Raw genomic sequence first — 17,936 nt, 5'->3', positions numbered from 1 at the left:
GTTTTGATGGCCGAACAACTCCCACTGGATATACCGGACAACCCCAAGTTGGCCCAGAACATCACCCATTTTGCGCGCGCCTTGCGCAAGGCCGGACTGCCGATAGGAACTGGGCGCGTGGTTGACGCGATCCGCGCGGTGCAGGCCGCGGGGTTTACCGAGAAACGAGATTTCTACTGGACGCTGAATGCCTGTTTCGTGAACCGGCCGGAACATCGAACGGTTTTTGCGCAAGTCTTCCGCCTCTATTGGCGCGATCCGCGGTATCTAGAACATATGATGTCCATGATGCTGCCCGCCATTCGCGGTGTTCAGGAGGAGCGCAAAGCGGATGCGGCTGAAAAGCGCGCGGCTGAGGCGTTGTTGGATGGCGTCGAACGCGACTTGCCAGAATCAACCGAGCAACAAGAGGAAAGCGAGATCGAGATCGACGCAACCCAAACCGCGTCATCCGAAGAACGCTTGCGCAACCTCGATTTCGAACAGATGAGTACATCCGAGATCGCCCAGGCCAAACGCATGCTGTCGCGCCTGAACTTACCGGTCAAACCCATTGAGTCTCGCCGAGGTCTGGCCAGTCACCTCGGTCACCGTATTGATCGCGCTCGGACACTTAGGTCAGCGATGCGGCAGGGTGGCGAACTACGCGATATCGCGCACTTGCAACCCAAACCTCGCTGGCCAAATTTGGTTGCGTTGTGCGATATCTCCGGGTCGATGAGCCAATACAGTCGGATCATTCTGCACTTTCTACACGCGGTTTCGAATGCCAAAGGCGCAGGTTGGGCCAAAGTGCACGCATTCACGTTTGGCACACGCCTGACCAACATCACCCGCCATCTGCATCAACGTGATGTCGATGCAGCGCTGGCCGCTGCTGGGGCCGAGGCACAGGACTGGGAAGGCGGAACCCGGATCGGAGAATGCCTGCATCAGTTCAATCGCGACTGGTCGCGGCGCGTCATGGGGCAGGGGGCGGTCGTGTTGTTGATCACCGACGGGTTAGAGCGGGGCGATCCCGAGATGCTGGAAAAGGAAATCGAGCGCCTGCAACTGTCGTCGCGGCGTCTGATTTGGCTGAACCCATTGCTGCGCTGGGACGGGTTTGCACCGAAAGCTCAGGGTGTGGCGACAATGCTTCCACATGTCGACAGCTTCCGCGCCGGGCATTCGATTGCGTCGCTGGAAGATCTGGCCGCCGTGATTTCACAACCAGATGATCAGGGGCAGAAAGCGCGGCTGATGTCCGCGCTTTCAGACTAGCTGTTACGAAAGCTGCTCTTCATTGCACTTCCGTGCCATCTCCATGGCTTTGTAAGTGCCAGTCAGGTCAACGGTGAAGGCGAACTCTTTCTCCGGGAAAACGACCATCACCTTCTTCTTGGCAAGATCATCTGCGAACTGAGGGTCGTCTGACAGAACATACCCGCCCGAATAGCCCTTGGTGATGTTCCCCTTCATACCGGTGGCTTCTCCGACATAAATATTGTCGCCGATAAGGATGGCAACAGCCTCTTTCTCGCCTTTCTTGATGTTGGTCTCGGCTTTGGTGAAGACGCCCACATAGCCAACGCCGCGATCTTCGGTCAGGCCCATCTGTACGACATTTTCAGCGTCATCAACCGCTTCGATCAGGCAGGATTTCTTGTCCTGATCAATGAAAACCTTCCAGCCTTCGACCTCACCGTATTTCAGAAATGTGTCAGCCCAGCCGGTGCTGGCAGTCAACAGGCCGATCGCTGCTCCGAGTGTAAGAATGCGTTTCAACTGTTTGTCTCCGCTATGAAATATGTTGGGACGATCCCGAATAGGCCCCGGAATCGCATGCAGGCTAGAATGACGCCTTCCAACATTCAACAATTTGTGAATGTGAGTTCAAAATCGGCTTGTTAGCGCCACAAGATCGACCCGCTGAGCGCTTTTCATTGCTCCAAAGCTGACTATGTTGAACCCAAGCACGGCCGGAGGTCTAAATGGAACGATTCGATAGCAGCCCGGAAACCGCACTAAAATGGTATCGCGCCGGGAAGGGCGCGGCTTTGGCCACTGTGGTTGAGACCTGGGGCAGCGCGCCGCGCCGTGTAGGCGCGCAGTTGGTCATTGCGGGCGATGGTCGGATCGAAGGCTCGGTTTCTGGTGGTTGCGTCGAAGGTGCCGTGATCGTCGAAGCGCTGGAAGCCATAGAGGAAGGCGAGGCAAGGCTGCTAGAGTTCGGTGTAAGCGACGAGGATGCGTTTGCCGTCGGTCTGGCCTGCGGCGGTACGATCAGGGTTTTGGTTGAACCGGTCGGCAAGGTCCTGCCCGAACCAATGCTGGCCGAACTGGTCGCGGCACGGGCGCGGCGCGAACCCTTGGCCTATGAAGTCAATGTCGAGACGGGCCAGCGCGCGTTGCGCCGTAATGCCTATTCCGAACGCTTGCGTATGGACAGGTCCGGGTTCGAAGAGGATGGGCAAACCTTTGTCGCTGTCCACAACCCACCGCTACGGTTGATAGTGGTGGGAGCGGTGCACATCGCCCAAGCTCTGGTGCCGATGGCCCGGATCGCGGGCTATGACCCGGCGATTATAGATCCGCGCGAGGCCTTCGCATCGGACGCACGTTTTCCCGGAGAAACCATCCTGACGGATTGGCCGGATGAGGCTGTGTCAAAGCTGGGTCTCGACTCGCGCACGGCGCTTGTGTTGCTGACCCACGACCCCAAACTTGATGACCCCGCGCTTCAGGCCGGTTTGGCGGCCGATGTGTTCTACATCGGCGCACTCGGATCTAAGCGCACACATGCCAAACGCGTGGAGCGGATGAAGCAGGCCGGGTTCAACGAGGACCAGATTTCACTGATCCACGGACCCGTTGGGCTTGATATCGGGGCGGCTGGACCGTCTGAGATAGCCGTTGCGATTCTGGCGCAAATGACTGCGGTTCTGCGAGGCAGAGCGTGAAGTTTGGTCCGGTACCCGTTTCCGACGCCGACGGCGCGATATTGGCCCATTCCGTCAAAGCGGGAAACCGCAAGCTTAGGAAAGGTATAACGCTTTCGTCCGAGCACATAGCCGAGTTGCACCAAGCCGGTCTGACCGAGGTCACAGTCGCCAGACTGGAGCAAGGTGATTGCCATGAGGACGAAGCCGCAGCGCTGCTGGCAGAAGCGCTTGCACCAAGTCCCACACAGGCAAATCTGCGTGTCACCGAAGCCTTTACAGGCCGGGTCAACCTTTTAGCAAATGGACCAGGCGTCGCGGTGCTGGCTACCGATGCCTTGCAAAAGTTCAATCAGGTCAATCCGATGATCACTGTTGCGACGGTGCCGCAATATCAGCAGATGGCGGCTGGCGGCATGGTCGCGACGATCAAGGTGATTTCTTATGCCGTACCTCGATCCGACGTTGAGAGTGCGGCCCGTCATGCGCAGGACGCTATTCGGTTATCGGTGCCCAAATACGAAAACGCGGGTCTCATCGTTACCGACATTGCTGGCGGGCCATCTAATGAAAAAGGTATCGCTGCTATTCGTAGCCGGGTTGAGGCTTTGGGTATGAATCTGTCAGATGTTCAGGTGGTGCCGCATCGGATGGGCGACTTAACAGCATCGATTTCGACCATTCGGGGTGAGATCGTCATGATCCTGACCGGATCGGCCACGTCGGATAAAGATGATGTGGCGCCTGCTTCTGTGCGGGCGGCGGGGGGTATCGTCGACCGGTTTGGAATGCCGGTCGATCCGGGGAACCTGTTGTTTTTGGGATCTTCCGGCGAGCGCCCCATCATCGGTTTGCCCGGATGCGCGCGCTCACCAGCATTGAACGGGGCGGATTGGGTCTTGTCCCGCGTTGCTTGCGGAATCGAAACGACGGGCGCGGACATCGCAGGGATGGGTGTCGGTGGGCTGCTAAAAGAAATCCCGACGCGGCCACAGCCCCGCGCTGCCAAGAGTAAATGACGCAACGGCAATTTTGCCCTGTTTGGTAGACGCATCATTGTTAGAAGGCTGATCAGCGAAACTGCGGAAAAATCAGGCAAATATTTTTGTTCTCAAACGAAATTTACCGTGTTTAACTCTGGCTTAGCAAATAAGCCAAAAAAAGGGGAGGATCTTATGACCAAGGTCTCAATGACCGTGAACGGCGTTGCCGTCAGCGGTGATGTTGAAGGGCGGACTCTATTATCCGGATTTCTACGCGACCACCTGAATTTGACAGGCACACATATTGGCTGCGACACGGCTCAATGTGGCGCGTGCGTGGTGCACGTGAATGGTGAGGCGGTCAAATCCTGCAACATGCTGGCGCTGGAAGCAGACGGCGCGGATGTGGGCACGATCGAGGGGCAGGCGGCCGAAGATGGCACGCTGAACGTGATCCAACAGGCCTTTCAGGATCATCACGGGCTGCAATGTGGGTTTTGCACTCCGGGCATGGTGATGAGCGCTGCAGCGCTGCTCAAGGATAACCCGCGCCCGACCGAAGGCGAAATTCGTAAATACCTTGAGGGTAACCTATGCCGGTGCACAGGTTACCACAACATCGTCAAGGCAATCATGGCCGCATCGGGTCAAGACGTTTCCAGCATCGCCGCCGAGTGAGGCGGTTAAGAATTTTCGACGAAAATTCTTTTCCACGGAGGAGAACAAGCAATGCCCAAAGACAGTGGCATCGGAGCCAGTTCCAAGCGGCGCGAGGACGTACGCTTTCTGACCGGAGCAGGCAATTACACCGACGACATCAACGTACATGGCCAGGCCTATGTGCATTTCCTACGGTCCGACATCGCGCATGGCCGGATCACCAACATTGACACATCTGCCGCCGAGGGTATGCCGGGGGTTGTGAAGGTGTTCACCGGCAAGGACTTTGAAGGCGTGGGCGGAATGCCCTGCGGCTGGGAAGTAACCGACCGTCATGGCGCCCCGATGCAGGAACCACCGCATCCCATTCTGGCGCAAGGCAAGGTCCGACATGTAGGCGATCCCATCGCTGCCGTTGTCGCAGACAGCCTTGAACTCGCCCGCGATGCGGCGGAAGCGATTGAAGTGGATATCGAAGAGCTCCCTGCCGTGCTGGATATGAAAGCCGCAGCGCAGGATGGCGCTACGCTTATCCATGAGGATCTGAAGAACAACATCTGCTATGACTGGCATCTAGGCGAAGAAGACAATGACAAGGTCAATGAGGTTTTTGCCAACGCGGCCCATGTCACCACTCTGGACCTGATCAATAACCGTCTGGTCGCAAACCCGATGGAGCCGCGCGTTGCGGTGGCCGAGTACAGCCGGGGTACGGATGAGTACACGCTCTACACCACTTCACAGAACCCGCATGTGATCCGCTTGCTGATGTGCGCATTTGTTCTGGGCTTGCCTGAACACAAAGTGCGTGTCGTAGCGCCTGATGTTGGTGGTGGATTTGGCACGAAGATTTTCCACTACGCGGAAGAGGCGTTCTGTACATTCGCTGCCAAGGCCTGCAACCGCCCGGTCAAATGGACCGCCAGCCGGTCCGAGGCGTTTATGTCGGATGCGCAGGGCCGCGACCACGTCAGCACGATTGAGCTCGCTTTGGACGCGGACAATAACTTCACAGGCCTTCGCACTAACACCTACGCCAATCTGGGCGCGTATCTGTCGACCTTCTCAAGCTCGGTTCCGACTTGGCTGCATGGCACTCTGATGGCGGGCAACTACAAAACGCCGGTCATTCAGGTGAATGTGAAGGCAATGTTCACCAACACAGTGCCGGTGGACGCTTATCGCGGTGCGGGTCGGCCAGAGGCAACCTATCAGTTGGAGCGCGTCATCGACAAGGCAGCGCGTGAACTGGGTGTCGATCCGATCGCCCTGCGTCGCCAGAATTTCATCACCCAGTTTCCGTATGACACACCGGTGGCGCTGACCTACGACACCGGGGATTACAACGGGACGATGGATAAGCTTGAGGCTGCTGCTGATTTGGCTGGCTTTGCCGCGCGGCGGGCGGAAAGCGAGGCCAATGGCAAGCTGCGTGGTCTAGGCGTCAATTGCTATATCGAGGCCTGCGGCATCGCGCCCTCGAACATCGTCGGCATGCTGGGGGCCCGGGCGGGTCTTTATGATGCTGCCACGGTGCGGGTAAACGCCACCGGTTCCATCAGTGTCATGGTTGGTGCACATAGCCACGGGCAGGGGCATGAGACTGCTTTCCCGCAGGTTGTGGCCGACATGATCGGCATCGACGAGTCGATGGTCGAGATTGTGCATGGCGACACCTCGAAGATCCCGTTCGGCATGGGCACTTATGGCTCACGCTCGCTGGCGGTCTGTGGTTCGGCCATGGTTAAGGCGACCGAAAAGGTGATCGACAAGGCCAAGAAGATCGCGGCACACCTGCTCGAGGCGTCCGAGGTCGATATCGAGCTGAAGGACGGTCAGTTCAGCGTCGCGGGCACTGACAAGTCGGTGGCCTGGGGTGATGTGACTCTGACAGCCTATGTACCGCACAACTTCCCATTGGAGGTTGAGCCGGGGCTGGAGGAGACCGCATTTTATGACCCGGCCAACTTCACCTTCCCAGCGGGGGCATATGCCTGCGAGGTTGAGGTGGATCCCGAGACTGGACAGGTGACCATCGAAGCCTTCACCGCTGCGGATGACTTTGGCAACATCGTTAACCCGATGATTGTGGATGGTCAGGTACATGGCGGCATCGGTCAGGGTATCGGTCAGGCTTTGTTGGAAAACTGCGCCTATGACGAGAATGGCCAGTTGCTGAGCGCATCCTTCATGGATTACGCGATGCCACGCGCCGATGATCTGCCGTTCTATGCGGTCGACCATTCCAGCCAGACGCCGTGTACGCACAACCCGTTGGGTGTGAAGGGCTGCGGTGAAGCTGGTGCGATTGGCTCGCCGCCTGCGGTAGTCAACGCGGTTCTGGATGCGCTGAACTCGGGTGGAAAGGCTGTTGATCACATTGACATGCCGATGAGCCCGTCGCGTGTTTGGACAGCAATGCATGGTTGAGAGGTTCGGGTGCGAGGGGCCAGCCCCTCGCGCTCCCCGAGATATTTATAGCCAGATGAAGGGCGGATCCGCGCTTTTCGGAAAGGAAGAACGAAATGTACAATTTCGAGTTTGAGAAACCCTCGACCATCGCTGACGCGGTTACTGCGTTGGGAGTTGAGGATGCACAGGCATTGGGGGGTGGGCAAACCCTGATCCCCACAATGAAGCAGCGGTTGGCCGCGCCATCCAAGCTGGTTTCGGTCAATGGAATCGCTGAAATGAAAGGGGTCTGCGTCGAGGATGATGGCTCGGTAGCGATAGGCGGTGCGACAACCCACGCAAATGTGGCCGCTGAAGCTGCTGGTAACTATCCGGCGCTGGCAGCGCTGGCCGGCCAGATCGGTGATCCTGCGGTGCGTAATCGTGGCACTATTGGCGGTTCGATTGCCAACAATGATCCAGCGGCCTGTTATCCGGCGGGAGTGCTGGGTTCAGGCGCGACCATTGTCACCAATAATCGCCAGATAGCGGCGGATGACTTCTTTCAGGGCATGTTCACGACAGCTCTGGAAGAGGGCGAGATTATCACTTCGGTGCGTTTCCCTGTGCCTCAGGCGGCGAGTTATCAGAAGTTTTTGCAGCCCGCGTCTCGGTTTGCGTTGGTCGGGGTTTATCTCGCTCGGTTCGCCAATGGCGTTCGGGTTGCAGTAACCGGCGCAAGCGAGGACGGAGTTTTCCGCTGGGCAGAGGCTGAGGAGGCCCTGAACAAAGAGTTCCGCGCGGACGCTTTGATGGGGCTGCACATTAATCCGATGAACATGATTGGTGATCTGCACGGCAGCAAAACGTACCGGGCGCATCTGGTCACTGTTATGACGAAACGGGCTGTCGAAGCTTGCAGCTGATCTGATTGTTGATCAGCGTTGAGAGCCTCTGTGAAAGCCGGGGCTCTTTATTCTTTCCGAACTCTTGGGGGCTTGGCGGGGCGCCAGTAGGCGCCGGTGTCTTCTCGGGCCGTCTGATAGCGTTCCACGCGGTCACGCGCGGCTGACCCCCCTGCGGCAAAGAGATGACCCAGCAGGCATTCAAGCACTACCATCGCTCCGGAGAAGCTGGAAAAGTGATGTTGCGCGCGGGTACTGACAGGCAGCACGATGTCAGGGTCAACACCAGGGGCGATGACGTCGCTATCCGACAATAACGCGATGCGCATTCCGCGTTTACGCGCAAAACGCATGGATTGTATGGTGTCAGAGGAATAGGGGTGAACGGTAATAGCGAAAAGGCAGTCCGCTTCATCGGCCTCGAGCAAATCATCGATGGCTGATCCCATATGTCGCGGGATAAGCTGAAATCCTGGGTGTGCCATCCGACCCGCATAGTGGAGATAATAGGCCAAAGCATAGCTAGCCCGGGTCGCGGTTATGAAACAGCGATTAGCTGCAATCATGTACTCCGTGACCTGTTGCATCAAATCAGGATCGGCCAGTCGCAAGGAGCGGGCTACGACGTTCAGTTCGTTTTGCGCAAACCCAGCTTGCGCGGCGCTGAATTGGCCCCCCGATTTCATGCGATCCAGCCAGCCCTGACCCAGCCGATCTTCTCGGTCTGTGACAAGGGTTTGGCGAAAGGGTCGTCTGAACGACTCAAAACTGTCGAATCCCATGCGTTGTGCCAACCGCACCAAAACGTTTGAACTGACACCGATCTTTTCGGCGGTAAGCCGAACCGGGTCGAGCCCGAAATCGCCAGGGTGGTCGATGATGTATTTCGCTGTGGCTTGCATTTGCTGAGGCAGGGTGTCGATTTCGTGCCGAAGCTGCTCGGTCAGTTGGGATGAGGTGTGTTGCATTTGGTAAGAAAAAACAAATGTTATGAAGAATGCAAATTGAAAACGTGAGCGAGGTGTTTAATTCGGGATCGTAAAAAACAGGTGACGGAATGTCTGGGACTGGTTTGAGGATGACGAGAAGGCCATATGTGTTGGTGGCTCCGAACGGGGCGCGGCGGGGGCATGGGGATCATCCTGCGCTGCCGATCACAACGGACGAAATCGTCAAAGCTGCGAAGACCTGCAATCGGGCAGGTGCGCAAGGCCTGCACCTGCATGTTCGTGATCAGGCGGGTCAGCATTCGCTTGATGCGGGTTTGTATTGTGAAACCATTGCTGAACTGCGTGCTGCGGCCCCTGACATGGACATCCAGATTACGACAGAAGCTGCTGGCGTTTTCAGCGTTCAAGCACAACTTGCTTGTTTGCAAGATGTGCGCCCGGACTGGGCTTCGATTTCGGTGCGCGAGATTGCACGGTCGCCCGAACTTGCGCCAAAGGTCTACGCACTATGCGCGGAACAAGGGACTCGTGTTCAGCATATCCTCTATGATGTCGCTGACGTCGAGTTACTGACGCATTGGCAGGCTAAAGGGGTGGTAAAATCGGATCAGGTCGACCGTCTGCTTGTCCTTGGTCGCTATGCCACGGCGCAGGAATCGAGTCCGAATGATCTGGATGTGTTTCCGCACAGCGCTGATCCATGGATGGTCTGTGCCTTTGGAGGGCAGGAGCATGCGTGCCTGCAAAAGGCCGCGCAGTTGGGTGGCGATGTGCGCGTGGGTTTCGAAAACAGCCTTGCAGGTCCGAATGGCCAGGCTTGGGCAGACAATGCTGCATCAGTCGCGGCGCTCATTAATCTTCTGAAAAGGACTTCGACATGAGTCACGTATTTCCACGTCACACCAAGTCGGAACTGCCTGAGGCCGCTGGTGGTGACGGCTGTTATCTGATCGATTCAACCGGCCGTCGTTATTTGGATTGCGGGGATGCTGCCGTTTCATGCCTCGGCCATTCCAACGCCGCTGTGGTCAAAGCGGTGCAGGATCAGGTGGCGCAGATTGCGTTTGCGCATACCGGCTTTATGACCTCGGAACCGGCAGAGGCACTGGCTGATCTGCTGATTGAACACGCCCCCGGCGATCTGGACCGGGTCTACTTTGTCTCGGGCGGGTCAGAGGCGACCGAGGCTGCTATCAAACTGGCGCGGCAGTATTATCTTGAAACCGGTCAGCCAGAACGCCGCCATGTGATCGCGCGTCGGCAAAGCTATCACGGCAACACTTTGGGGGCACTTTCGGCGGGTGGCAATGAATGGCGGCGGGCGCAGTTTGCACCGATGCTGATCGAGATGACTCATATCGCTCCTTGCTATGAGTACGCCGAAAAGCCTGAGGATGAGAGCAGTTTTGAATATGGTCAGCGCGTTGCGAATGAGCTGGAGGCAGAAATCCTGCGCCTTGGGCCTGAAACGGTCATGGCTTTCATGGCAGAGCCGGTGGTTGGTGCGACGCTTGGGGCTGTTCCGGCAGTCGAGGGGTACTACAAGCGAATCCGTGAAATTTGCGATCAACACGGCGTTCTTCTGATCCTCGACGAAGTAATGTGCGGCATGGGTCGTACCGGGCATTTGTTTGCCTGTGATCATGACGATGTCGCGCCAGATATTCTTTGTATCGCCAAAGGGTTGGGGGCAGGGTATCAGCCTATCGGAGCGATGCTGTGTTCGGGTCGAATCTATGATGCGATCCGGGATGGATCGGGCTTCTTCCAGCATGGCCACACCTATATCGGTCATCCGGTTGCGACTGCGGCTGCGCTTGCCGTTGTACAGGAACTTACTTCTCGTGACCTGCCAGCGCGGGCCGGCGTAATGGGGGGCAAATTGCAGAGCATGTTGGAAAACAAGTTTGGCCAACACCCGAATGTCGGGGACATACGGGGCCGCGGCTTATTCCGAGGAATTGAGTTGGTCGAGGATCGGGATACGAAAACCCCGTTTGATCCGTCGCGTGGCGTGGCGGGCAAAATCAAGAAGGCAGCGATGGCCGAGGGATTGATCTGTTACCCGATGTCGGGAACGCGTGATGGACGCAACGGAGATCATATCCTCCTAGCACCGCCCTTTATCATCGAAGATGACCAACTGGTCGAGCTTGTAGACAAGCTGGATCGGGCGATATCCTCGGTGATCTGATTTAGGCGAGAAGCCAGAAAACAAAGAAGCCCCTCCGATTTCGGAGGGGCTTTTGTCATTCTACAAAAGAAAACCTACTTCTGTGGCAGCGGGCCAATCATCATGATCATCTGACGGCCTTCCATCTTGGGCATGTTCTCGATCTTGCCCAGATCCTTGACGTCTTCGGCCACACGTTCCAGCAGCTCACGCCCCAGGTTCTGGTGCGCCATCTCGCGGCCCCGGAAACGCAGGGTGACTTTGACCTTGTCGCCGTTCTCAAGAAACTTGAACACGTTGCGCATCTTGACGTCATAGTCATGCGTGTCGGTGTTGGGCCGGAACTTGACCTCTTTCACCTCAATGATCTTTTGCTTCTTGCGGGCTTCGCTTTCGCGTTTCTGCTGTTCGTACTTGAACTTGCCGAAATCCATGATTTTGCAGACCGGCGGGTTCGCGTTGGGCGAAATCTCAACCAGATCGAGGCCGACATCGGCGGCCATCTGCATGGCCTTTGCGGGATGAACCACCCCGACATTTTCACCTTCGGCGCCAATCAGGCGAATTTCGGGAGCACGGATCTTGTCATTGACGCGCGGGCCGGTATCTCGCTGTGGCGGCGCGTTGTGAGGTCTGCGGGCTATGGTTTCATTCCTTTGATGATTGCAGAATTTCGAGCCCGGAATTTAGACCGGGCTGAGAGGTGTTTCAAGCGGCATAAATTGCAAGCCGCATGAATTTTCCATGAATTTCGTGAGTTTTTGCCGGTTTAGGGTGTCGATAACTCCACCGGCAAACCCCATTAGCCCACAAATGCCTTTTCAATCACGAATTCCTTGGGTTCGGAATTTGCACCTTCTCGCAAGCCGAACTCTTCCAGAATTGCTTTGATGTCATGGTTGAAGGCAAGGCTGCCACAAACCATCGCGCGATCAGTATCTGGCTTGATACCACCTTCGATGCCCAGATCGGCAAATACGGTGCCGTCTTTTAACAGCTCGGTTATACGGCCCATCTTTGGGCTCTCTTCCCGCGTGGTGGTGGGATAATAGCGAATCTTGTCGGCGAAACCTTCACCAATCAGTTCGGCCAGCAACTCGTCCTGTTTGACGCTCTCGATCAACTCGCGTCCGTAATCCAGTTCAGCTACGTCGCGGCAGGTATGGGTGATGATAACCTCGTCATAATCCTCATAGGTCTGCGGTTCACGCAGCAGCGACGCGAAGGGCGCAAAGCCTGTGCCGGTGGCGAAGAACCAGATGCGCTTGCCGGGCAGCAATGCGTCATGCACCAGTGTGCCAACGGGTTTAGGCCGAAGGATGATCTGATCACCAGGCTGGATGTGCTGCAGCTTTGAGGTCAGCGGGCCATCCTGCACTTTGATCGAGTAGAATTCCAGTTCCTCATCCCATGAAGGCGAGGCGATGGAATAGGCGCGCAGCAGCGGTTTGCCGTTGTCGCCCAGCAGGCCGATCATCACGAACTCACCCGAGCGGAAACGAAGCGATGCAGGGCGCGACACCTTGAAAGAGAACAGGCGGTCGGTCCAATGTTTGACCTCGGTCACAGTCTGGGCGTCGGGCAGGACGGGGGCCTTAACGGCGGTTGCTTCACTCACGGATTTCATCTCTGTCATCATTTCACTGCCGGTCTGCTAAACCGGTATCTCCGTTTAATCTTTGATCCAAGTCAGGAAAAGGGGCAGATTGCCCCTTTCGTATCACAGGTTGGCGATGGCGGGTTAGCCGCGCAGGCGGGCCTGGTAGTTGTTGTCCTGCCAATTGGCCCGGGCCAACCACTGATCTTCGGGCTGCCGGTTCGCCAAGGTGTCATCAATTTCGACTTCGTCAAAGCCGCTACGACGCGCCATGGCGTATTGGTCTGCAAGAACATGGCCTTTTGCCCGCAGGCGACCTGTATAACCTTTCAGACGCAGAACGCGCGCGATCGTAAAGCCGCGCCCATCCGCTGAGGATGGAAAGTCCACGCGCACCATCTGGGCGCTGCCCAGCCGGTCAAACAGTTCATCGGGGTCAGTGTCCGAGGCGATATCCAGTGCAACCACGTCATTCGCTGCATCGTCCAGCGTGACATAGCCATCGGTCCAATCATCGGGGGCAAAGCCCTCGTCGTTTACGATTACGTTCATGTTTTCTCTCCGATGCGCACCATTTTTCCATCAACAAAATGGATGCCGCATTCTTCCTTGTTCTGATCGCGCCAGCGCCCGGCGCGGGGGTCTTCGCCTTCTTTGACCGGCGAAGTGCAGGGCGCACAGCCGATCGAGGGGTATCCTTTGGCCACCAGCGGATGCCGGGGCAGGTTGTTTTCTTCCATATAGGCGCGCACATCGTTGGGCGCCCAGTGGGCCAAGGGGTTGACCTTGATCCGGCCGGTTCCGTCCTCGACCTCGAAAAAGTCCAGCGCGGCACGGGTGCCGGACTGAAACCGTTTGCGCCCGGTGATCCAGCCACAATACCCGGTCAGAGCTTTCTGCAGCGGGAAGGTCTTGCGCAGATTACAGCAGGCATCGGTGTCACGCAGACGCAACGCGCCATAAGGATCGTCGCGCTGAACATCTTCATCCTCGGCGCGGATGATCTGCACATTGCGCAGGCCCAGACGCTCGCTGACCTCCTGCTGGTATTCCAGCGTTTCGGCAAACAGCATCTGGGTGTCCACGAACAGCACTGGGGTCATCTTGTCGACCACTGCAGCCATATGCAGCAACACCACCGATTCCGCGCCAAAGCTGGAGACCAGAGCAAGCTCCTCGATCTCGTCCAATGCGCCATGCATCACATCATGGGCACTGTGGTGGCGGAAGCGGGCGTTCAGCGCCTCGACCTTTTCGGTCAGTTCGGCGCGGTCAGCCCCCAGTTCCGTTTGGATCAGGTCAAGCGGCATTGGCCTGTGCCTCGGGGTAAAGCGCCGCTTTGAACGGTGCCATGCCAACGCGGCGATAGGTCTGCAAGAAGGTCTCTTCGGCGCTGTCGCGCTGCTCCAGATACGTGTCGACGATGCGCTCGACCGCCGGAACAATCTCGTCATAGGCGAAGCCCGGGCCAGTACGATCACCTATGGCGGCGGATTCGGTACCGTCACCACCCAGAGTGATCTGGTAGTTTTCGACGCCAGCGCGGTCGAGGCCAAGAATGCCGATGTGACCCACATGGTGGTGACCACAGGCGTTGATGCAGCCCGAGATCTTGATCTTCAGGTGGCCGATATCATGCTCCAGTTTCAGGTCTTCGAACCGGGTCGCGATTTCCTGCGCCACGGGGATCGAACGTGCCGTCGCCAGTGCGCAGTAATCCATACCGGGGCAAGCGATAATGTCGCTGATCAAGCCGATGTTGGCGGTCGCCAACTCGTATTCTTTCAGCGTCGCGTGGATCGCGGGCAGGTCGGATTTGTGGACATGCGGCAGGATTACGTTCTGCTCGTGGCTGATACGCAGTTCGTCATAGGCAAACTCTTCGGCCAGATCAGCCATTACGCGCATCTGCTCGGCAGTCGCATCGCCCGGCGTCTGGCCGTGCTTCTTGATCGAGATCGTGACGATCGCGTGGTCCGCGTTCTTGTGCGGCGCGATGTTGGTGTCGACCCACGAACGGAAGACCGGATCGTTGGTGTAGGCACTCTCGAACGAGGCAACCGAACCATCACGGAAGGCTGGAGGCGCAAAGTGGCCTTTGATTTTGTCCAGCAGGCTCATATCCGCGCCTTTGAATTGCGGGCGAACCTTCAGGAATCGCTCGTTCACTTTGGCACGGATGGCGTCGATGCCATGCTCGTGCACGGTGATCTTGATGCGCGCCTTGTACTTGTTGTCGCGACGGCCGATCTGGTTCCACACGGAAACGGTGGCCTCAAGATAGGCCAGCAGGTCGTCAAAGGCGACGAATTCCGATAGCTCTTTGCCGATCATGGGCGTACGGCCCAGACCACCGCCAACGATGACGCGGGCACCCAGAACACCATCACGCTCGACCAGTTGCAGACCGATGTCATGCGCCTTGATCACGGCGCGGTCATTCTCGCTGCCGGTGATGGCGATCTTGAATTTGCGCGGCATGAACTGGAATTCAGGGTGGTCGGTTGACCACTGACGCAGCAGTTCGGCATAGGGGCGCGGATCAGCGACCTCATCCGCGGCGGCACCGGCGAAATGATCGGCGGTCACGTTGCGGATGGTGTTACCCGAGGTCTGGATGGCGTGCATGCCAACCTCGGCCAGTGCGTCCAGCATATCCGGCACGTCGTTCAGCTTCGGCCAGTTGTACTGAATGTTCTGACGGGTGGTAAAATGGCCGTAACCTTTGTCCCATTTCTCGGCCAGCAAAGCGAGCTGACGCATCTGAGCACTGGACAGCGTGCCATATGGAATAGCGACCCGCAGCATATAAGCGTGCAATTGCAGATACAGACCATTCATCAGGCGCAGTGGCTTGAATTCGTCTTCAGTCAGCGAACCGTCAATGCGACGCTCAACCTGCGCACGGAACTGCGCGTTGCGTTCTGTCAAAAATGCTGTGTCGAACTCGGAGTAGCGATACATGTTTAGCTGTCCTTAGTTGCAGCCCCGGACCCGGGGCCTTGAAGGGGAGAGAGAATGGCCTGAGATCAGGCCCGAGGCTGCGGGGAGGTTTCCTGTTTGCCGTGGGCATAGTTGGACGGACCAGTCCGGCGGAAATCCTCCCGAAAGTGGGTGGGTTCGGGGCCCTTTTCTCCGGCCACCGCGTCGGCAAGATAGGCGCCGACGATCTTGTTGGCCTGACGCGCGGCATCCAGCAGACGAACCTGCGCGTGAGCTTCGTCCGTGATCAGTTCGGCATCGGACAACTCGCGCGACCACCGGTCATCTTCGGTCTGGTAAATCACATCACCTTCCAGCAAGTCGTTGGCGGTGACGACTTTGGGGGTAAAAGCGCGGGCCATCAGGCAAGCTCCTTATTGAAAACCGAGACTTTGTGCGGGTATTGCGCAACTCGGGCGACGCCGGGTTTGTGAATGCGCCTATTTGTTTGTTTGACCTGCATCGGATCATCTCGTGACTGAATTGACTTGTGTGCCAATATAGGAAATATTCCCGACAAATCGCCATATGCGCGAAGAAATAAGAACAAATGTTCTATATGCGGCGAGTGAAAGAAGGTTTGTTCTGAATTGGAAGGGAAATTGGAATGTCGGTGCGAATAGACGACACGGATCGGAAAATTCTAGCCGAGCTGCAACGGGATGCCAGCCAGTCGCTTGACGAAATCGCAGCCCGTGTAGGGAGCTCCAAGACGCCGGTTTGGAATCGCATTCGCAAGCTGAAGGGGGTAGGGGTCATTGGCCAGCAGACCGTATTGCTGGATGCCGAAGCGTTGGGCTTTGAGGCCACATTCTTTGTGCTGATCCGTACGTCGGAACATGAAGCGGAGTGGCAGCAGAAGTTCCTGAAAGCGTTGCGCGATCGTCCAGAGGTTCAGGAAGCGCACCGTTTGGCGGGAGACATTGATTACATTCTGAAAGTGCGCGTCAAGAACGCGCGTGCGTATGATGCGTTTTATCAGGCGTTGATTTCAGAGGTGCGAGTGCACAACGTAACAGCCTTGCTTTCGATGGAAGAGATCAAATCGACCACCATGCTACCACTGAAGTCTGTCGGATAGGATGAAGCGTGAATGGGGGCGCCGCCCCCGCCGCCCGAAGGCGACTCCCCCGAGATATTTATGGCCAGATGAAGCACGGATCCGGGTTTCTTGACAGGATATTAAGTCAGACCGTTACCATGAGTTTGGTCAGCCCGTGGAAATGGTAGCTGTCCGAATATTGCGGCTCTGCCGTCAGCTTTAGCTTTGGGCATTGCTGGAACAGGATGGGCAGGGCGATCCGCATCTCAAGCCGGGCCAGCGGAGCGCCCACACAGAAGTGAAGGCCACCACCAAAGCTAGTATTGGCGCTTACATCTCGCATCGGGTCGAATGTATCGGATTGGGACCAAGCAGCAGGGTCGCGATTGGCTGCGCCCAGAAGCAAGGCAACTTCGTCACCACGCGCAAAGCGGTGACCGAAGAGTTCAATATCTTCATAGGCATAGCGTCTGAACATGTGCAGTGGTGGATCGAAACGCAGGATTTCCTCGACTGCGCCGTCGATGGTGCCGGGCGTCAGGACATACTGCTGTGTACCCGTCGTCAACATAGTCTTCACGCCATTGCCGATGGCGTGCACGGTGGCTTCGTGACCGGCGTTCAGCAACAAAATGCAGGTCGTGATCAGTTCGTCGCGCGAGAGTTTTTCACCATCTTCCTCTGCCGCGATCAACCGGGTGATCAGATCGTCACGCGGGTCAGTGCGGCGTTTTTCGATGTATTCTTCGAGATAGGTGGTAAAGGCTTGTGTGGCACGGACGGCTTCGTCTTCGGTCTGGCGCGTCCGGTTTGCCTGATACATGGCCACCATGGCGTGCGACCACTGCAACAGTTGCGGTGCCATGTCTTCCGGCACACCAAGCAGACGGCAGATCGTGATCACGGGGACCTGGGTGCAATAGGCCTCCAGCAGATCGAAGGGGCCAGCGGGGAACTGCTTGATCAAATCGTGGCACAACTGTTCAGTGGACCCCTCAAGCGCCGTGATCGCGCGAGAGGTAAACGCCCGCAGTACCAGAGAACGCAATCGAGTATGACGCGGGGGTTCAAGCTCTAACATCGAATGGGATTCGACTTCTAGCCAGGGTGCAAGATGGTCTGGGCCGGGTTTTGCAAGTTCCGCCGGGATTTCACGCCCGAAGCGCCGATCGCGCAGCAGAATTTGCACCGCTTTGTGCGAGACAGCCGCGACAAGGCCGTAGTCTTTCCAGTAGAACAGATCGCCCGACTGACGTGCGCTGTCATAAAAGGGGTATGGGTTTTGCACGAATGCCGGGTCGGTCGGGGATTGGGTCAGCGTCTTCATGCGGT

General features: G+C 57.2%; 18 protein-coding genes. 9 read left to right on the top strand and 9 right to left on the bottom strand.

The window, feature by feature from the left end; genetic code table 11:
* The first annotated feature begins 6 nt into the window (after nt 1-6).
* Nucleotides 7-1,263 (top strand): vWA domain-containing protein, encoded by a 1,257-nt coding sequence (locus ACR0AU_RS04070; RefSeq protein WP_480795301.1) that lies wholly within the window; start codon nt 7-9, stop codon nt 1,261-1,263.
* Nucleotides 1,264-1,266: 3 nt separating this feature from the next.
* Here the strand turns inward: ACR0AU_RS04070 and ACR0AU_RS04065 are convergent, their stop codons facing one another.
* Nucleotides 1,267-1,767 carry a hypothetical protein gene (locus ACR0AU_RS04065; RefSeq protein WP_170393237.1) on the bottom strand — a complete coding sequence of 167 codons (501 nt, stop codon included), beginning with the start codon at nt 1,765-1,767 and terminating at the stop codon, nt 1,267-1,269.
* A gap of 206 nt (nt 1,768-1,973) precedes the next feature.
* Here ACR0AU_RS04065 and ACR0AU_RS04060 point away from each other — a divergent pair, with 206 nt between their 5' ends.
* The 5 genes from ACR0AU_RS04060 (at nt 1,974) to ACR0AU_RS04040 (ending at nt 7,881) form a co-directional block, all read left to right on the top strand.
* Complete coding sequence (locus tag ACR0AU_RS04060; protein ID WP_170732049.1) at nt 1,974-2,942, top strand: XdhC family protein; 969 nt, start codon at nt 1,974-1,976, stop codon at nt 2,940-2,942.
* Nucleotides 2,939-3,940 carry a molybdopterin-binding protein gene (locus ACR0AU_RS04055; RefSeq protein ID WP_170732051.1) on the top strand — a complete coding sequence of 334 codons (1,002 nt, stop codon included), beginning with the start codon at nt 2,939-2,941 and terminating at the stop codon, nt 3,938-3,940. The genes ACR0AU_RS04060 and ACR0AU_RS04055 overlap by 4 nt, the downstream gene beginning before the upstream one ends.
* Before the next feature lie 156 nt (nt 3,941-4,096).
* On the top strand, nt 4,097-4,582 hold the full coding sequence (locus tag ACR0AU_RS04050) for a (2Fe-2S)-binding protein (RefSeq protein WP_170393234.1): 486 nt from the start codon (nt 4,097-4,099) through the stop codon (nt 4,580-4,582).
* 51 nt (nt 4,583-4,633) lie between these two features.
* On the top strand, nt 4,634-6,994 hold the full coding sequence (locus ACR0AU_RS04045) for a xanthine dehydrogenase family protein molybdopterin-binding subunit (protein WP_480795300.1): 2,361 nt from the start codon (nt 4,634-4,636) through the stop codon (nt 6,992-6,994).
* Nucleotides 6,995-7,089: 95 nt separating this feature from the next.
* Nucleotides 7,090-7,881 carry an FAD binding domain-containing protein gene (locus tag ACR0AU_RS04040; protein ID WP_170510198.1) on the top strand — a complete coding sequence of 264 codons (792 nt, stop codon included), beginning with the start codon at nt 7,090-7,092 and terminating at the stop codon, nt 7,879-7,881.
* Between the two features lie 47 nt (nt 7,882-7,928).
* On the opposite strand, the gene ACR0AU_RS04035 is transcribed toward ACR0AU_RS04040, so the two are convergent.
* Nucleotides 7,929-8,828 carry a MurR/RpiR family transcriptional regulator gene (locus tag ACR0AU_RS04035; protein ID WP_480795299.1) on the bottom strand — a complete coding sequence of 300 codons (900 nt, stop codon included), beginning with the start codon at nt 8,826-8,828 and terminating at the stop codon, nt 7,929-7,931.
* A gap of 110 nt (nt 8,829-8,938) precedes the next feature.
* Here ACR0AU_RS04035 and ACR0AU_RS04030 point away from each other — a divergent pair, with 110 nt between their 5' ends.
* Nucleotides 8,939-9,691 (top strand): beta-keto acid cleavage family enzyme, encoded by a 753-nt coding sequence (locus ACR0AU_RS04030; protein ID WP_480795298.1) that lies wholly within the window; start codon nt 8,939-8,941, stop codon nt 9,689-9,691.
* A complete protein-coding gene (locus ACR0AU_RS04025) occupies nt 9,688-11,004 on the top strand; it encodes an aspartate aminotransferase family protein (protein WP_170732058.1) in 1,317 nt (438 codons plus the stop codon). Before ACR0AU_RS04030 ends, ACR0AU_RS04025 begins: the two co-directional genes overlap by 4 nt.
* A 74-nt stretch (nt 11,005-11,078) precedes the next feature.
* On the opposite strand, the gene infC is transcribed toward ACR0AU_RS04025, so the two are convergent.
* From infC to ACR0AU_RS03995, 6 genes are all read right to left on the bottom strand, one after another.
* Nucleotides 11,079-11,540 carry a translation initiation factor IF-3 gene (infC, locus tag ACR0AU_RS04020; protein ID WP_238528775.1) on the bottom strand — a complete coding sequence of 154 codons (462 nt, stop codon included), beginning with the start codon at nt 11,538-11,540 and terminating at the stop codon, nt 11,079-11,081.
* 245 nt (nt 11,541-11,785) lie between these two features.
* Nucleotides 11,786-12,619, bottom strand: coding sequence for a ferredoxin--NADP reductase (locus ACR0AU_RS04015; RefSeq protein WP_170645977.1), 834 nt, complete (start codon nt 12,617-12,619; stop codon nt 11,786-11,788).
* A gap of 105 nt (nt 12,620-12,724) precedes the next feature.
* Nucleotides 12,725-13,132 carry a DUF934 domain-containing protein gene (locus ACR0AU_RS04010; protein WP_170393227.1) on the bottom strand — a complete coding sequence of 136 codons (408 nt, stop codon included), beginning with the start codon at nt 13,130-13,132 and terminating at the stop codon, nt 12,725-12,727.
* The gene (locus ACR0AU_RS04005; RefSeq protein WP_170595766.1) at nt 13,129-13,890 is read right to left on the bottom strand and encodes a phosphoadenylyl-sulfate reductase; all 762 of its coding nucleotides are present in this window, start codon (nt 13,888-13,890) and stop codon (nt 13,129-13,131) included. The genes ACR0AU_RS04010 and ACR0AU_RS04005 overlap by 4 nt, the downstream gene beginning before the upstream one ends.
* On the bottom strand, nt 13,880-15,544 hold the full coding sequence (locus ACR0AU_RS04000) for a nitrite/sulfite reductase (protein ID WP_480795297.1): 1,665 nt from the start codon (nt 15,542-15,544) through the stop codon (nt 13,880-13,882). Before ACR0AU_RS04000 ends, ACR0AU_RS04005 begins: the two co-directional genes overlap by 11 nt.
* A 65-nt stretch (nt 15,545-15,609) precedes the next feature.
* Nucleotides 15,610-15,924: a DUF2849 domain-containing protein gene (locus ACR0AU_RS03995; RefSeq protein WP_480795296.1), complete on the bottom strand. Its 315-nt coding sequence runs from the start codon at nt 15,922-15,924 to the stop codon at nt 15,610-15,612.
* Between the two features lie 245 nt (nt 15,925-16,169).
* On the opposite strand from ACR0AU_RS03995, the gene ACR0AU_RS03990 reads away from it, so the two are divergent.
* Nucleotides 16,170-16,643 carry an Lrp/AsnC family transcriptional regulator gene (locus ACR0AU_RS03990; RefSeq protein WP_480795295.1) on the top strand — a complete coding sequence of 158 codons (474 nt, stop codon included), beginning with the start codon at nt 16,170-16,172 and terminating at the stop codon, nt 16,641-16,643.
* 106 nt (nt 16,644-16,749) lie between these two features.
* Here ACR0AU_RS03990 and ACR0AU_RS03985 read toward each other — a convergent pair whose 3' ends face one another.
* On the bottom strand, nt 16,750-17,931 hold the full coding sequence (locus ACR0AU_RS03985; protein ID WP_170563490.1) for a cytochrome P450: 1,182 nt from the start codon (nt 17,929-17,931) through the stop codon (nt 16,750-16,752).
* Between the last annotated feature and the right edge of the window lie 5 nt (nt 17,932-17,936).

Source organism: Ruegeria sp. CG1 (genome assembly GCF_056537265.1).
The sequence above is the reverse complement of the archived record's forward strand: the minus strand, read 5'-3'. Positions and strand labels throughout refer to the sequence as shown.

What these genes read in the sequence shown, in the direction of transcription:
- ACR0AU_RS04030 (WP_480795298.1), top strand. Translation starts at nt 8,939, where the DNA reads ATGACGAGAAGGCCATATGTGTTGGTGGCTCCGAACGGGGCGCGGCGG.
- ACR0AU_RS04025 (WP_170732058.1), top strand. Translation starts at nt 9,688, where the DNA reads ATGAGTCACGTATTTCCACGTCACACCAAGTCGGAACTGCCTGAGGCC.
- ACR0AU_RS03990 (WP_480795295.1), top strand. Translation starts at nt 16,170, where the DNA reads ATGTCGGTGCGAATAGACGACACGGATCGGAAAATTCTAGCCGAGCTG.
- ACR0AU_RS04040 (WP_170510198.1), top strand. Translation starts at nt 7,090, where the DNA reads ATGTACAATTTCGAGTTTGAGAAACCCTCGACCATCGCTGACGCGGTT.
- ACR0AU_RS04000 (WP_480795297.1), bottom strand. Translation starts at nt 15,544, where the DNA reads ATGTATCGCTACTCCGAGTTCGACACAGCATTTTTGACAGAACGCAAC.
- ACR0AU_RS04070 (WP_480795301.1), top strand. Translation starts at nt 7, where the DNA reads ATGGCCGAACAACTCCCACTGGATATACCGGACAACCCCAAGTTGGCC.
- ACR0AU_RS03995 (WP_480795296.1), bottom strand. Translation starts at nt 15,924, where the DNA reads ATGGCCCGCGCTTTTACCCCCAAAGTCGTCACCGCCAACGACTTGCTG.
- ACR0AU_RS04035 (WP_480795299.1), bottom strand. Translation starts at nt 8,828, where the DNA reads ATGCAACACACCTCATCCCAACTGACCGAGCAGCTTCGGCACGAAATC.
- ACR0AU_RS03985 (WP_170563490.1), bottom strand. Translation starts at nt 17,931, where the DNA reads ATGAAGACGCTGACCCAATCCCCGACCGACCCGGCATTCGTGCAAAAC.
- ACR0AU_RS04050 (WP_170393234.1), top strand. Translation starts at nt 4,097, where the DNA reads ATGACCAAGGTCTCAATGACCGTGAACGGCGTTGCCGTCAGCGGTGAT.
- ACR0AU_RS04045 (WP_480795300.1), top strand. Translation starts at nt 4,634, where the DNA reads ATGCCCAAAGACAGTGGCATCGGAGCCAGTTCCAAGCGGCGCGAGGAC.
- ACR0AU_RS04010 (WP_170393227.1), bottom strand. Translation starts at nt 13,132, where the DNA reads ATGAACGTAATCGTAAACGACGAGGGCTTTGCCCCCGATGATTGGACC.
- ACR0AU_RS04015 (WP_170645977.1), bottom strand. Translation starts at nt 12,619, where the DNA reads ATGACAGAGATGAAATCCGTGAGTGAAGCAACCGCCGTTAAGGCCCCC.
- ACR0AU_RS04005 (WP_170595766.1), bottom strand. Translation starts at nt 13,890, where the DNA reads ATGCCGCTTGACCTGATCCAAACGGAACTGGGGGCTGACCGCGCCGAA.
- ACR0AU_RS04060 (WP_170732049.1), top strand. Translation starts at nt 1,974, where the DNA reads ATGGAACGATTCGATAGCAGCCCGGAAACCGCACTAAAATGGTATCGC.